We start from the raw sequence: 15,053 nt of genomic DNA on the forward strand, positions 1-15,053 counted from the left end.
GTCGGATCAGCCCGCCGCGGTGCCGCCTGCGTCCGTCGTCACGTCCTTCGAGCGGAAGCGCCCGATCGACCAGAGCTGGCGGAGTGCGCCCGCCACGGTGTTCGGTTCGAGCACCTCGCCCTGTTTCGTCGCGCCGACGGGTACCGGCACCTCGGCGAGCCGCAGGATCGTCGATCTCACCCGGTCCGCGTCCTGCACCTCGACGGCACGGATCGCGGCGGCGCCGATGTCGACGCCGACGATGCTCTTCGACATGGGTGGTCCTTCCGTGACCGCCTTCGGGTCGGTCTGGTGGCGCAGCGCGTGACGAGGCGTCAGGCGAGTCCGAGGAGGCGCAGGTAGCCATCCCACGCGGGCGCACCGACGGCGATGCCGAGCCAGGCACCCGCGAGCATCCAGGGGCCGAACGGGATCCCGCTCCGGCGGCCCGCCCGGCGCACGGCCAGGAGGACGACTGCGAAGGTACCGCCGAGCAGGAACGCGGCGGAAGAACCCACCGCGAGGGGTCCCCATCCGAGGTACGCCAGCACGAGACCGAGCACGCCGGCGAGCTTCACGTCCCCGAGTCCCATCCCGCCGAGGACCGCCAGCGCGAGCAAGAGGTAGACACCGCCGAGGACGACGAGACCGCCGATCCCGCGGACCGCGGCGCCCCAGTCCCCGGACACCACCGATGCCACGAGCAGGAGCACGGGCAACACGATGTACGCCGGCAGCACGATCCGGTTCGGCAGGGTGTGGGTGTCGAGGTCGATGAGCGTCAACGAGATGCTGATCGCCATCAGGTACAGCAGTGCGACGAGCAGGATCGCAGCGTGGATCGCTCCGGGAAGACCGTCCGGTGCCGCCCACGTCGGCCACGGTGCGAGGACCGAGAGCAGGGTCACCGCGACGAACAGGAGGCCCGTGGCGGCTTCGACGAGCGGGTACCGAGCCGAGATGGGCGCGTCGCAGTCACGGCACCGGGCACGCAGGAGGAGCCAGGACACCACCGGCACGTTGTCGCGCCCCCGGATCCCGTGGCCGCAGCCGGGGCAGGAGCTGGCCGGTGCGACGACCGACATCCCGGCGGGGATGCGGTGCACGACGACGTTCAGGAACGACCCGATCGCGAGACCGAGCAGACCGACCAACGCGGTGACGAGGGGCAGCGCCGAGGTGGACACGGTGCCGGTCACCTCCCCGTCGGGGTGCCGTCGGTGCGGTCTCGCTGCGGTCGTTCGGGTGCACATGACGACCAGCCTCACGGACCGCGGACCGCTCCGTGGCCTCAGACCGGCAGGCGGTGGAGGACATCGGCGCGATGCCGCCTGTGGAGGAACACCGCGACGAACGACACCAGGTCGACACGGGCCGGACAGCGCGACGCAGCGGAATCCCTCTCGACGCGCGCCCCCGCCCGGGCACATGATGAGACATGGACATCACGAGCGTGACCGTGGGGCTGCCCGTCACCGACATCGAGGCGTCCTGCCTCTGGTACGGCGCGGTCTTCGAGCGCACCGAGCCGGACCTCGAACCCGAGGACGGCGTCGCCGAGTACGAGGTCGGCGGCATCTGGATCCAGCTCTACGTCGACGAACAGGCCGAGGAGAACCCGGTCAGCGTCCGCTTCGGCGTCGACGACGTCGCCGCGCAGCACGCACGCATCGGCGCGCTCGGCATCGACATCGGCCCCGTCGAGTGCGTCGACGGCGCGGTCGACTGGTTCGACGTCCGCGACCCCGACGGCAACGTGCTGAGCCTGTTCTCGCTGGTCGACGAGACCGGTCGCGGCTCCGGCCGCGACAACGGCGCGGGCCGCGCGCTCTAGCCGCGACCCCACGGCGGACGGGAGGCCCATGGCGGCCGGGCACCGTGCCTCCAGGCCGTCACGTGGTGACGACACGACGAAGGCCCCGCCTCCTTGCGGAGACGGGGCCTTCGTGGGATCACATCAGGCTCAGTTGTACGTGCCCGGCGTGAAGTCGTCCGACGAGAAGCTGTCGAAGTCGACGAAGCTCAGGTCGGCGTCCGAGAACGACGAGTCGTCAGCGAAGATGCGGTTGGGGTACCGCTCCGCCTTCGCCTCTTCGGTCGCGTTCACGTCCACGTCACGGTACCGGCTGAGGCCCGTCCCGGCAGGGATGAGCTTACCGATGATGACGTTCTCCTTGAGGCCGACGAGGTGGTCCTGCTTGCCCTCCATGGCCGCCTGCGTGAGCACGCGGGTGGTCTCCTGGAAGGAAGCGGCGGACAGCCACGACTCGGTCGCGAGGGACGCCTTCGTGATGCCCATGACCTCCTGGCGAGCCGAGGCGGTCTTGCGACCCTCCTGCAGCGCCGCACGGTTCAGCGCGTTGTAGCGCGACCGGTCGACGAGCTCACCCGGCAGCAGGTCGGTGTCGCCGTGGTCGACGACGGTGACCTTGCGGAGCATCTGGCGGACGATGACCTCGATGTGCTTGTCGTGGATCGGCACACCCTGCGAGCCGTAGACGTCCTGCACACCGTTGACCAGGTGCTTCTGGACCTCTCGGACACCCTTGACCCGGAGGACTTCCTTCGGGTCGACGGTGCCGGCGATGAACTGCTCGCCGAGCTCGACGTGCTGGTTGTCCTCGATGAGGAGCGTCGCACGCTTGAGCACCGGGTAGATGAACGGCTCGTCGCCGTTGTCCGGCGTCAGGATGATCCGACGGCCCTTGTCCGTGTCCTCGACGACGACGCGGCCGGGGGCCTCGGCGATCGGGGACGCGCCCTTGGGGGTACGCGCCTCGAAGAGCTCCGTGACACGCGGCAGACCCTGGGTGATGTCGTCGGCCGAGGCCGAACCACCCGTGTGGAAGGTACGCATCGTCAGCTGGGTACCGGGCTCACCGATGGACTGCGCGGCGATGATGCCGACTGCCTCACCGATGTCGACCAGGTTGCCGGTGGCGAGCGAACGGCCGTAGCACTTCGCGCAGACACCGACGGCCGACTCGCAGGTCAGGACCGAGCGCACCTTGATGCTCTCGACACCGGCTGCCAGCAGCTTCTCGAGGAGCACGTCACCGACGTCCTCACCGGCCTCTGCAACGACCGTGCCCTTGGCGTCCACGGCCTCGGTGGCCAGGGTGCGGGAGTACACGGTGTTCTCGACGCGCGGGTCGCGGACGAGCTTGCCGTCGGCGTCCACGGTCGCGATCGGCAGCTCGAGGCCACGCGTCGTACCGCAGTCGTCCTCGCGGATGATGACGTCCTGGGAGACGTCGACGAGACGACGGGTCAGGTAGCCGGAGTCGGCCGTACGGAGCGCCGTGTCGGCCAGACCCTTGCGAGCACCGTGCGTGGCGATGAAGTACTCCGCCACGGTCAGGCCCTCGCGGTACGAGTTGATGATCGGGCGGGCGATGATCTCGCCCTTCGGGTTGTTCACCAGACCACGCATACCGGCGATGTTGCGGACCTGCAGCCAGTTACCACGAGCACCGGACGACACCATGCGGTTGATCGTGTTGTCGACGGGGAAGTTGTCCCGCATCTCCTGTGCGATCTCGTTGGTGGCCTCGGTCCAGATCTTGATCAGGTCGGCGCGACGCTCGGAGTCGGTGATCAGACCCTTGTCGAACTCGCCCTGCACCTTGGCGGCCTGGATCTCGTAGCCCGCGATGATCTCCTTCTTGCGAGGAGGCGTCACGACGTCCGACAGGGCGACGGTCACACCGGAGCGGGTGCCCCAGTAGAAGCCGGCGTCCTTGATCCGGTCCAGCGCAGCGGCCGTCTCGGTCTTGGAGTAGCGCTCGGCGAGGTCGTTGACGATCGCGGAGAGCACACCCTTGTCGGTGACCTTCTGGACGAACGGGTAGTTCGCCGGCAGGGTCTCGTTGAAGAGCGCACGGCCCAGGGTCGTCTCGAGCAGCAGCGTGTCGCCCTGCTCGTAGCCCTCGGGGGCTTCACCCTCGGCGAAGTGGACACCCGTCATGCGGATCTTCACCTTCGCGTTGAGGTGCAGCGTGTGCTGGTCGTTCGCCAGGATCGCCTCGGCCACCGACGAGAACGCACGGCCCTCGCCCACGGCGCCCTCGCGGACGGTCGTGAGGTGGTGCAGACCGATGATCATGTCCTGTGCGGGCAGGGTCACCGGGCGGCCGTCGGACGGCTTCAGGATGTTGTTCGAGGCGAGCATCAGGATGCGTGCCTCGGCCTGGGCCTCGACCGACAGCGGCAGGTGCACGGCCATCTGGTCACCGTCGAAGTCCGCGTTGAACGCAGCACAGACGAGCGGGTGGAGCTGGATGGCCTTGCCCTCGACGAGCTGCGGCTCGAACGCCTGGATGCCCAGACGGTGCAGCGTCGGCGCACGGTTCAGCAGGACGGGGCGCTCGCGGATGATCTCCTCGAGCACGTCCCACACCTGCGGACGCGAACGCTCGACCATGCGCTTGGCCGACTTGATGTTCTGCGCGTGCGACAGGTCGATCAGGCGCTTGATGACGAACGGCTTGAAGAGCTCGAGCGCCATCTGCTTGGGCAGACCGCACTGGTGCAGCTTCAGCTGCGGGCCGACGATGATGACCGAACGGCCCGAGTAGTCGACACGCTTGCCGAGCAGGTTCTGGCGGAAACGACCCTGCTTGCCCTTGAGCATGTCGCTCAGGGACTTCAGGGCGCGGTTGCCGGTACCCGTGACCGGACGTCCACGACGACCGTTGTCGAACAGCGCGTCGACGGCTTCCTGCAGCATGCGCTTCTCGTTGTTCACGATGATCTCGGGAGCACCGAGGTCGAGCAGGCGGCGGAGACGGTTGTTGCGGTTGATCACACGACGGTAGAGGTCGTTGAGGTCCGACGTGGCGAACCGGCCACCGTCGAGCTGCACCATCGGGCGCAGCTCCGGCGGGATGACCGGCACGACGCCGAGCACCATCGCCGCCGGCGAGTTGCCGGTGGCGAGGAAGGAGCTGACGACGCGCAGACGCTTGATCGCACGGATCTTCTTCTGGCCCTTGCCCTCGGCGATCTGCAGACGCAGCGCCTCGGCCTCGGCGGCCAGGTCGAACGCCTCGAGCCGGAGCTTGATCGCCTCGGCGCCCATGTAGGCGTCGAAGTAGATCCCGAACCGGTCCTGGAGCTCGTGGAAGACGGCGTCCTCGGGCTTGAGGTCGCCCACCTTGAGGTTGCGGAAGTCCTCCCATACACGCTCGAGACGGGTGATGTCCTCGTCGAACGACTTGCGGACCTGGGACATCTCCTTCTCGGCGGTGTCCTTGGTGCGGCGCTTGACGTCGGCCTTCGCACCCTCTTCCTCAAGGGCTGCGAGGTCGTCCTCGAGCTTCTTGAGGCGGTCGGCGATGATCGAGTCGCGCTGGCCCTCGAGGGTCTTGATCTCGAGACGCATCTCGTTCTCGAGACCCGGCATGTCCGCGTGACGGCCCTCTTCATCGATGTCGATGATCATGTACGCCGCGAAGTAGATGACCTTCTCGAGGTCCTTCGGCGCCATGTCGAGGAGGTACCCGAGGCGCGACGGGACGCCCTTGAAGTACCAGATGTGCGTGACGGGGGCAGCGAGCTCGATGTGGCCCATGCGCTCACGACGGACCGAGGACTTGGTGACCTCGACGCCGCAGCGCTCGCAGACGATGCCCTTGAACCGGACACGCTTGTACTTGCCACAGGCGCACTCCCAGTCGCGGGAAGGACCGAAGATCTGCTCGCCGAACAGACCGTCCTTCTCGGGCTTCAGGGTGCGGTAGTTGATGGTCTCCGGCTTCTTGACCTCGCCGTACGACCACTGACGGATGTCCTCGGCGGTTGCGAGGCCGATCCGAATGGCGTCAAAGGAAGTTGCTTCGAGCAATGTTCTTCTCTCTTGCTGATTCAGGCTTCGATGTACGGGCGGGATCAGATGTCGTCGACGGAGGACGACTCGAACCGCGAGGAGATGTTGATGCCCAGCTCCTCCGCAGCGCGGAAGACCTCGTCATCGTTGTCGCGCAGGCTGACCGCCTGGCCGTCGGCCGAGAGGACCTCGACGTTCAGGCAGAGCGACTGCATCTCCTTCATGAGGACCTTGAAGGACTCGGGGATACCGGGCTCCTGGATGTTCTCGCCCTTGACGATCGCCTCGTAGACCTTCACGCGGCCGAGGATGTCGTCGGACTTGATCGTCAGGAGCTCCTGGAGGGCGTAAGCGGCGCCGTACGCTTCGAGCGCCCACACCTCCATCTCACCGAATCGCTGTCCACCGAACTGCGCCTTACCACCCAGCGGCTGCTGCGTGATCATCGAGTACGGACCGGTCGAACGCGCGTGGATCTTGTCGTCGACCAGGTGGTGCAGCTTGAGGATGTACATGTAGCCGACCGAGACGGGCTCCGGGAACGGCTCGCCGGAGCGGCCGTCGAAGAGCTGCGCCTTGCCGGACGAGCCGATCAGGCGCTCGCCGTCGCGGTTCGGGAGGGTCGAGTCGAGGAGGCCCTCGATCTCGCGCTCGTACGCACCGTCGAACACCGGGGTGGCGACCTTGGTGCCGGGCTCGGCGCTGTGCGCTGCCTCCGGCAGGTTCTCGGCCCACTCCTGGATGCCCTCGACGTTCCAGCCCTGCTTGGCGAGCCACCCGAGGTGGATCTCGAGCACCTGGCCGAAGTTCATGCGGCCGGGGACGCCGAGCGGGTTGAGGACGATGTCGACGGGGGTGCCGTCGGCGAGGAACGGCATGTCCTCGACCGGGAGGATGGTCGAGATGACGCCCTTGTTGCCGTGACGACCGGCGAGCTTGTCACCCGCGGTGATCTTGCGCTTCTGGGCGATGTAGACGACCACGCGCTGGTTGACGCCCGAGCCGAGCTCGTCGTCGCCGTCCTGCGAGTCGAACACCTTGACGCCGATGATCGTGCCCTCTTCACCGTGGGGCACCTTGAGCGAGGTGTCGCGGACTTCGCGCGACTTCTCGTTGAAGATGGCACGGAGCAGACGCTCCTCGGCGCTCAGCTCGGTCTCGCCCTTCGGCGTGACCTTGCCGACGAGGATGTCGCCGGGGCGGACCTCGGCACCGATGCGGATGATGCCGCGCTCGTCGAGGTCGGCCAGCAGGTCCGGGCTGACGTTGGGGAGGTCACGGGTGATCTCCTCCTTGCCGAGCTTGGTGTCGCGGGCGTCGACCTCATACTCCTCGATGTGGATCGAGGAGAGCGTGTCGTCCTTGATGAGGTTCTGCGACAGGATCATCGCGTCCTCGTAGTTGTAGCCCTCCCACGGCATGAACGCGACGAGGAGGTTCTTGCCGAGCGCGAGCTCGCCGTTCTCCGTCGCGGGACCGTCGGCGATGACCTCGCCCTGCTCGACGCGCTCGCCTGCGGAGACGATGACGCGGTGGTTGTAGCTCGTGCCCTGGTTGGAGCGGTCGAACTTGCGCAGGTAGTAGGTCTGCGTGCCGCCCTCGTCGAGCTGCAGGGTGACGGCGTCGGCCGAGACCTCGGAGACGACACCGGCCTTGTCGGCGGTGACGACGTCGCCGGCGTCGATGGCCGTGTAGCCCTCCATGCCGGTGCCGACGAGCGGCGACTCGGAGCGGAGCAGCGGGACGGCCTGACGCTGCATGTTCGCACCCATGAGGGCGCGGTTCGCGTCGTCGTGCTCGAGGAACGGGATGAGCGACGTCGCGACCGACACCATCTGGCGCGGGGAGACGTCCATGTAGTCGACCTCGCCCTTGGCGACGAGTTCGACCTCGCCGCCCTTCTTGCGGACGAGCACCTTGTCGTCGGCGAAGTGGAAGTCGTTCGTCAGCGGGGCGTTGGCCTGCGCGACGACGAAGTCGTCCTCTTCCGAAGCGGTGAGGTAGTCGATGGTCTTCGTGACCTCGCCGTCGACGACGCGACGGTACGGGGTCTCGATGAAGCCGAACGAGTTGATCCGACCGAACGACGCGAGCGAGCCGATCAGGCCGATGTTCGGGCCTTCCGGGGTCTCGATCGGGCACATGCGGCCGTAGTGCGACGGGTGGACGTCGCGGACCTCGACGCCGGCACGCTCACGGGACAGACCACCCGGGCCGAGGGCCGACAGGCGACGCTTGTGCGTCAGACCCGCGAGCGGGTTGTTCTGGTCCATGAACTGCGACAGCTGGGAGGTCCCGAAGAACTCCTTGATCGCGGCGACGACCGGACGCACGTTGATGAGCGTCTGGGGCGTGATCGCCTCGATGTCCTGCGTGGTCATGCGCTCGCGGACGACGCGCTCCATGCGGGACAGACCCGTGCGGACCTGGTTCTGGATGAGCTCGCCGACGGCGCGGATGCGACGGTTGCCGAAGTGGTCGATGTCGTCCACGTCGAGGCGCAGCTGCACCGGCTCGCCGTCACGGATGCCGTCGATCGTGGTGCGCTCGGCGTGCAGCGACACCAGGTACTTGATCGTCGCGACGATGTCCTTGACGGTGAGCACCGAGTCGGACAGCGGGGCGTCCATGCCGAGCTTGCGGTTGACCTTGTACCGGCCGACCTTCGCCAGGTCGTAGCGCTTCGAGTTGAAGTAGAAGTTGTCGAGGAGCGCACGCGCGGCCTCGGCAGCGACCTGCTCGCCCGGGCGGAGCTTGCGGTAGATGTCCTTGAGCGCCTCTTCCTTCGTGAGGACGGCGTCCTTCTCGAGGGTCGACTCGATCGACGCGAAGCCCTGGAACTCGTCCATGATCTCTTCGCTCGTCAGGCCGAGGGCCTTGAGGAAGACGGTCACGGACTGCTTGCGCTTGCGGTCGATGCGCACGCCCACCTGGTCGCGCTTGTCGATCTCGAACTCGAGCCAGGCACCACGCGACGGGATGATCCGCGCCGAGTAGATGTCCTTGTCGGAGGTCTTCTCCTGCTGGCGCTCGAAGTACACGCCGGGCGAACGGACGAGCTGCGACACGACGACGCGCTCGGTGCCGTTGATGATGAACGTGCCGCGCTCGGTCATGAGCGGGAAGTCGCCCATGAAGACCGTCTGCGTCTTGATCTCACCCGTCATGTGGTTCATGAACTCGGCGTTGACGTACAGCGGAGCGGCGTAGGTCTTGCCGCGCTCCTTGCAGTCGTCGATCGAGTACTTCGGGTCCTCGAGCTCGGGAGCCGTGAACGAGAGCTGCATGGTCTCGCCGAGGTCCTCGATCGGGGAGATCTCCTCGAAGATCTCCTCGAGCCCCGAGTGCAGCGCGAGGTCGGCGCGACCCTGCTCCTGCCCTTCGGCGAGGCGGGCCTTCCAGACGTCGTTGCCGACGAGCCAGTCGAAGCTCTCCGTCTGGAGTGCGAGCAGATCAGGAACCGTGAGGGTGTCCGTGATCTTGGCGAACGAGAGTCGCGAGTGGTTGCGACCGTTCTTGGGGTTGGTGGATGCGTTGGGCGCAGCAGCCAAGGGTGTGACCTCCGGTAGGCCCCGTCGGGCCGACACTGACGAGCAGTGTGTAGGTGAGTGGATTGATCGCTCGGCGAACCCTGAGAGTGCAAGCCCTGCGACCACGCCGACGCGTGCCTGACGCGGAACGTCGGTGCACGTGTGGGATGATCTCCGTGAGCGGTACCCGCCGCCATATACGGGTCCGGCTGCACCAGGGCGAGATGAGTTTCTGTCTCAGAACTCTGCGTCGACCGAAATATGACGACACGGATGCCAGGGAGCGCGAACTGTCATCATAGTTCGCTCCGCGGCGTGCTGTCCAGTCCCGGCTTGACCGGATTCGGCAGTGGCGTGTATAAGCCGCCGGACGCCGCTTCCATTCCCCTGCGCAGGCAGCCGAGACGCATCCGATGTGCAGCCCGGACGCGCCCCCTGCTCAGCCCAGACGCTCGCGATCGACGCGATCCGCGCCTCCCGGCCCGCCCGGCAGTCCGGCCAGCGCACGGAACGCGTCCTCGGGACGCCGCGTGCGGACGAACGTGACCCGCCCCCGGTCGTCGGTGAGCTCGATCCCGAGCCCCGGCGTGAGGATGAGCGCCCGCACGCCGCGACGGATCCGCAGGCCGACCCCGCCGTAGGTGGCCGCGTCCGCCTCGACCAGACGGACGTCGGTGATCCGCCGGCGCGCGATGCGTCGCGGCGGGAGCGGACGGAAGTGCAGGGTCACGTGCCGCTCGGTGACGGTGAACCCGGCACGGGCGAGGACGAGCAGCAGTCCGAGGGCGACGGCGAGCAGTCCCGGCACCAGGAGCGCGACCTCGGGTGCATCGCCCGGCCAGCCGAGCACGGCGGCGGACAGCCCGGCGCCGGCCACGAACAGCGCGGTGCCGACGAGGCGCATCCAGGTCGGCGCCGCCTCGCGGTCGGCGTGGAACGGCCTGGAGGCCCGGATCGCCCGGGTGGGTCGGCTGCCGGACCGGTGGGGGTCCGGGGTGGTGCGGCGTGTGGTGGGCACGCTCATGGTGTCGGCGGTCATGACGGAGGTCTCCTGCGGCGGATCAGCAGTGGTGCACTCGTCATCGGGTGCGGTGCGTTCGACGGCCAGCGCGCGCGGGTGGCCGGAGGGGTGGCGCGCAGCAGCACGCCGACGGCGCGCACGCTCGAGCGGTGGGGGCGCTCACGGGCACGTCGTGGTCACGGTGTCCGGGCGGACGCGTGGGGTGTGGGGCACACACGCATCGACGCTCGGGCGTCGTGACGACAGGCGTCAACGGTAGGCGACGAGTCTTGGCGTCCGCTGGCCGTCGATGTGCACGCATCCACCTGTCCCGAGTGCGTCACCCGGGGACGACGTCGGGCTGCCGACGGTCAGCGCAGGACGCGGGCGACGGCCTCGGCGCGGGTGCGGACCCCGAGCTTCGCGAAGACCTGGTTCACGTACGACTTCACGGTGGGCACCGTCAGGAACAGCTCGGCGGCGATCTCGGGGTTCGTCCGGCCGTCGGCGATGCGCTCGAGGACGTCCACTTCGCGCGGGGTGAGGTCCGGGAACCGCGCACCGAGCGCCGGGCCGGGATCGGGCTCCGCAGGCGCAGCAGCAGGGCCACCGGAACCGGCACCGGCACCGGCACCACCGACGAGGTGTGCCACGAGCCGCGCTCCCACCGTCGCGTCGAAGGTCGACTGCCCCGCGGCCACCGCACGCACCGCGGCCGCGATCTCCGCCCGCCCCGCGTCCTTCGTCAGGTAGCCACGCGCCCCGGCCCGCATCGCGGTGACGATGGAGTCGTCGTCGGCGTACGTCGTCAGCACCAGCACCGCGACCCCGGGGTGCTCGGCGACGATCCGTGCGGTGGCGGTCGGCCCGTCGACGCCCGGCATCCGCAGGTCCATCAGGACGACGTCGGGTGTGTCCCGGCCGACGGCGGCGATCGCCTCGGCCCCGTCGGCCGCCTGCCCGACCACCCGCAGGTCTGGCACGAGCGACAGCACCGTCACCAGGCCGTCGCGGACGATGGCCTGGTCGTCGACCACGAGCACCCGGATGGTCACGAGCGGTCGTCCTCGGCGACGACCGCCGCGTCCGCGTCGTCCGCAGTGTCCGCCTCGCGCGTGCCGTCGACGGGCAGGTGCATGGCGACGACGAACTCGTCGTCGGAACGCTCGGCCTCGACCGTGGCCTCGCTGCCGAGTTCCGCGAACCGCTCGCGCATCCCGAGCAGCCCCTGGCCGCCGCTGGGCAACGGGTTCGCCACGACGACGTCCACGGCGTCGCCGTCCCGGATCACGGACAGGGACACGGGGCGGCCGGGGGCGTGCCTGCGGGCGTTGCTGAGGGCCTCCCGGACGACCTGGACCACGGCGGCACGGTGGGCGTCGTCGAGGACCGCGAGGGTCGCGTCGCCCTGCACCACGGCCTCGCCGCCGAACGAGCGGTGCGCGTCGACGAGGGCCGTCAGGCCCGCCCCGCGGTCTGCGGACGGACTGGAGGCACGGGTCGGCTCCGGCTGGTCGGGCTGCGGTCGGTGGGTCCGGGGCTCGTCGGGAACTGGTCGTCCGGAGTGCGGCTCGTCGCGGAGCGCGTGCACCGCACGCCGCGCCTCGGCCAGACCGTCGGCGGCGAGCGCGCGGGCGTCACCGGCACGGCGGGTGGCCTCGTCGACGCGGCCGGCCTCCAGCAGGGCCTCGACCGCGTCGAGCTGCAGCACCAGGCCGCCGAGCGAGTGGGCGAGGACGTCGTGGATGTCCCGGGACGCCCGCGACCGGTCGGCGAGGAGCCGTGCGCGCTGCTGCTGGCGCTCGGTCTCGCGGGCCTGCGCCGTCGTGAGCCGCGCCTGCCGACGGCTGAACCCGACGAGCACGCCGAGCAGCAGCCCGCCACTCACGCCGAGGACGAACTGCACGGACGTCTGCTCGAGCGTCGCGGTGACGGCGACCACCACGACGGCGGCGAGCGCGGCGACCGCGGCCGTCCAGACCGGCAGGCGGAGGTCGGCACCGAGGACGACGAGCCCGACGATCACCGGCACGACCAGCAGCGAGTCGGTCGGCACCACGGTGAGCGATCCGGCGGCGACCATCACGCCGGCTGCGGCGACGAGGACCCGGGGTGTGCGTGCCCCTTCACGGACGGCCCAGGCGGCGAGCGCAGCGGCCCCGAGGACCCAGACCCACGCGGGGTGGTGGAGCAGGACGCCGTTCCGGACGAACCAGAAGGCGACCACGGCGATGCCCACGCCGTTGAGCAGCCACGAGACGCCGGAGCGGGACCGGACCCCGGCGGGGTCGGTCCGCTCCGGTTCGGTCGGCAGGCTCACCGCACCATCATGCCGCGGCCGGCGGTCGCCGGGCGGTCGGTCCCGCGGGGGATGCGCTGGTCGACGACCAGGGCGCGGGCGGCTCGGTTCAGGGCGAGCACGAGCAGGATCGTGCCGGTCGAGGTGAGCAGGTGCGCACCGAGGTGGCCACCGAGGACGTCGAGGCCGATGCGGGCGGCGATGAGGACGATCCAGAGGCCGGCGCCGAGCCAACCGGTGCGGGACTGCAGGGTCCGGCCCTTGTCGTCCGGTGTCGTCACGGTGCGGAACCGGGTCATGGCCCCCATCGCCAGGCCGACGGCGACGGTGAGCAGGGCCTCGAGTCCGAGGAACACGACGTCGGTGGTGGTGACGGTCGTCGTGGTCTGCGCGAGGACGACCACCCCGACGATCGCCATGACGAGCGGTCCGCGCCAGATGCGCGCCGGGTCGAGGGAGCGCCAGGTCGCCTGCCGGTACGCCAGGAGGCCGACGAGGGCGAGGCCGATGAGCACGTTCGCGAGGAGCTGGACCGACATGGTGTGCCTTTCGAAGTGGTCCGGCGGGGCCTTCCCGACCGGTGTGATCAGCCTCGTTCCGGGTGTCCCCCGGGCACACCAACCAGGGGTGGGGACGCGGGTGGTGATCGCGGTGGTGTTCCATTGACCGCATGGCTGATGCGTTCGACGGGTTCCGGATCGGTGCGGGGTACTCGGTGGTGGAGCCGGACCGGCACCGGCCGGGGTCCTTCACCCTGGTGGTGGACGGCACCCCCCAGTCGCACGTGGACCTCGAGGACCCGACCCACCTGGCGTTCGAGTACATCCGGCGGATCGGGCACGCGATCGACCTGCTGCCCGACGGCCCGGTCACGGCGCTGCACCTGGGCGCCGGGGCACTGACCCTGCCCCGCTACGTCGCCGTGACGCGTCCGGGTTCGCGGCAGCAGGTCATCGAGCTCGAGCGCGACCTGGTCGAGCACGTGCGCGAGGCCCTGCCGTTCCCCCGCGGCGCCTCGATCCGGGTGCGGTACGGCGACGCCCGCGAGGTCCTCGGCAAGCTGCCCGCCGGCCTGCGCGGCACGGTGGACCTGGCGGTGGTGGACGTGTTCGGCGGTTCGCAGATCCCCGCCCACGTGACGAGCGTCGAGTTCTACCGCGAGGTCGCCGCGTTCCTGTCGCCGACGGGCATCGTCGCGGTGAACGTGGCCGACGGCGCCGGGCTGGCCTTCGCCCGCGGACAGGCGTCGACCCTGCAGTCGGTGCTGCCCTCGGTCGCCGCGGTCGCGGACACCGGGATGCTCAAGGGCCGACGGTTCGGCAACATCGTGCTGCTCGGCTCGCCGACCGACCTGCCGGTGGCGGACATGCCCAGGCGGTACTCGTCGGACCCGATGCCGGCGAAGGTCGTGCACGGTGCGGAGCTCCGCTCGTTCATCGCCGGAGCGCCGATCGTCACCGACCAGACGGCGGTCGCGTCCCCCGAGCCGAACCGGAGCGTGTTCGGGGGCTGACGCCCGCGCGGGGCCTCGCCGGGGACGGACTTCGGGCGTTCGGCCGGTCCGGCTGTCAGGATGGTCTGAACGACCGCGCAGGTGCGCGACCGAGCGATGGGAACCCTGATGACGAACGACGACCGGAACGACCAGGACCGGACGGGCGACGGCCAGGCGCCGAGCTGGGGCGAAGCCCCGCAGCAGCGGCCCGACGCCGACGCCCCGCGGTACGGCGAGCGGGTGGACCCGACGCCGACCTCGACCCCGCAGTACGGCGAGCAGTACGGGCAGGGCCAGCAGCAGTACGGCCAGCCGAACGGCGAGCAGCAGGGTCAGTACGGGCAGCAGCAGTACGACCAGCCGTCGAGCACGCCGAGCTGGAACGACCAGCAGCGTCACGAGCAGGGCCACGACCAGCAGCCGTACGCCGCCGCGCCGTCGCACTCCGGTGCCCCGGCCTGGCAGAGCTACGACGAGCCGAAGCCCAAGAAGAAGACCCTCGGTGTGGTGGCGTTCGTCCTCGGACTCGCCGCGCTCGTGATCGGCGTCATCGGTGGGTACGTGATGGGGTCGGCGCTCGCCAACAGCGACGCGATCAACAACCTCGTCCCGAGCAGCGGCGCCACCCCGGACCAGCAGGAGCTGCAGCGTCAGCTCATGAACGACCCGGCCGTCATCTCGCAGATCGGTGTCGGTGCGGTGATCGCCGGCGTCGCCGCGATCCTCGGGCTCTGGGCGCTCGTGCAGGGCATCATCGCCGCCGTGACCAAGCGTGGTCGCGGCTGGGGCATCTTCGCGATCGTCCTGGCCGTCGTCGCCACGATCGCGACGCTGGTCACCTACGTCGGCGTGGCCGCTGCCGCCGCGGTGGCCGCCAACTCCTGATCGACCGCTCCGGACGGCCCGTCGTGCTCCGGCACGGC

Annotated in this window: 11 protein-coding genes; 3 read left to right on the top strand and 8 right to left on the bottom strand. The window is 69.5% G+C overall.

Annotation, left to right across the window (positions count from 1 at the left end; genetic code table 11):
* Window positions 1-6 precede the first annotated feature (6 nt).
* A complete protein-coding gene (locus tag BOSE127_RS02575) occupies window positions 7-255 on the bottom strand; it encodes a pilus assembly protein PilM (protein WP_159556126.1) in 249 nt (82 codons plus the stop codon).
* A gap of 59 nt (window positions 256-314) precedes the next feature.
* Window positions 315-1,232, bottom strand: a complete 918-nt coding sequence (locus BOSE127_RS02580) for a prepilin peptidase (RefSeq protein WP_236559483.1) — start codon at window positions 1,230-1,232, stop codon at window positions 315-317.
* Window positions 1,233-1,417: 185 nt separating this feature from the next.
* Between BOSE127_RS02580 and BOSE127_RS02585 the strand changes: the two genes are divergently transcribed.
* Complete coding sequence (locus BOSE127_RS02585; RefSeq protein ID WP_017885546.1) at window positions 1,418-1,813, top strand: VOC family protein; 396 nt, start codon at window positions 1,418-1,420, stop codon at window positions 1,811-1,813.
* A gap of 129 nt (window positions 1,814-1,942) precedes the next feature.
* Here the strand turns inward: BOSE127_RS02585 and rpoC are convergent, their stop codons facing one another.
* From rpoC to BOSE127_RS02615, 6 genes are all read right to left on the bottom strand, one after another.
* Entirely contained in the window at window positions 1,943-5,824 is a 3,882-nt protein-coding gene (rpoC, locus tag BOSE127_RS02590; RefSeq protein ID WP_159556127.1) for a DNA-directed RNA polymerase subunit beta', read from the bottom strand.
* Between the two features lie 44 nt (window positions 5,825-5,868).
* Window positions 5,869-9,357 (bottom strand): DNA-directed RNA polymerase subunit beta, encoded by a 3,489-nt coding sequence (gene rpoB, locus BOSE127_RS02595; protein ID WP_159556128.1) that lies wholly within the window; start codon window positions 9,355-9,357, stop codon window positions 5,869-5,871.
* Between the two features lie 418 nt (window positions 9,358-9,775).
* Window positions 9,776-10,375, bottom strand: coding sequence for a hypothetical protein (locus BOSE127_RS02600; protein WP_159556129.1), 600 nt, complete (start codon window positions 10,373-10,375; stop codon window positions 9,776-9,778).
* A 332-nt stretch (window positions 10,376-10,707) separates the two neighbouring features.
* Window positions 10,708-11,391, bottom strand: a complete 684-nt coding sequence (locus BOSE127_RS02605; RefSeq protein ID WP_042537513.1) for a response regulator transcription factor — start codon at window positions 11,389-11,391, stop codon at window positions 10,708-10,710.
* Window positions 11,388-12,656, bottom strand: coding sequence for a sensor histidine kinase (locus BOSE127_RS02610; RefSeq protein WP_017885551.1), 1,269 nt, complete (start codon window positions 12,654-12,656; stop codon window positions 11,388-11,390). The genes BOSE127_RS02605 and BOSE127_RS02610 overlap by 4 nt, the downstream gene beginning before the upstream one ends.
* Window positions 12,653-13,174, bottom strand: coding sequence for a hypothetical protein (locus BOSE127_RS02615; RefSeq protein ID WP_017885552.1), 522 nt, complete (start codon window positions 13,172-13,174; stop codon window positions 12,653-12,655). Before BOSE127_RS02615 ends, BOSE127_RS02610 begins: the two co-directional genes overlap by 4 nt.
* A gap of 131 nt (window positions 13,175-13,305) precedes the next feature.
* Here BOSE127_RS02615 and BOSE127_RS02620 point away from each other — a divergent pair, with 131 nt between their 5' ends.
* Both BOSE127_RS02620 and BOSE127_RS02625 read left to right on the top strand, forming a co-directional pair.
* A complete protein-coding gene (locus tag BOSE127_RS02620) occupies window positions 13,306-14,148 on the top strand; it encodes a spermidine synthase (RefSeq protein WP_017885553.1) in 843 nt (280 codons plus the stop codon).
* A gap of 108 nt (window positions 14,149-14,256) precedes the next feature.
* A complete protein-coding gene (locus BOSE127_RS02625; RefSeq protein ID WP_159556130.1) occupies window positions 14,257-15,015 on the top strand; it encodes a DUF308 domain-containing protein in 759 nt (252 codons plus the stop codon).
* The last annotated feature ends 38 nt before the right edge of the window (window positions 15,016-15,053 follow it).

The organism is Curtobacterium sp. 8I-2 (genome assembly GCF_902506155.1).
GTDB classification, from domain to species: Bacteria; Actinomycetota; Actinomycetes; order Actinomycetales; family Microbacteriaceae; genus Curtobacterium; species Curtobacterium poinsettiae.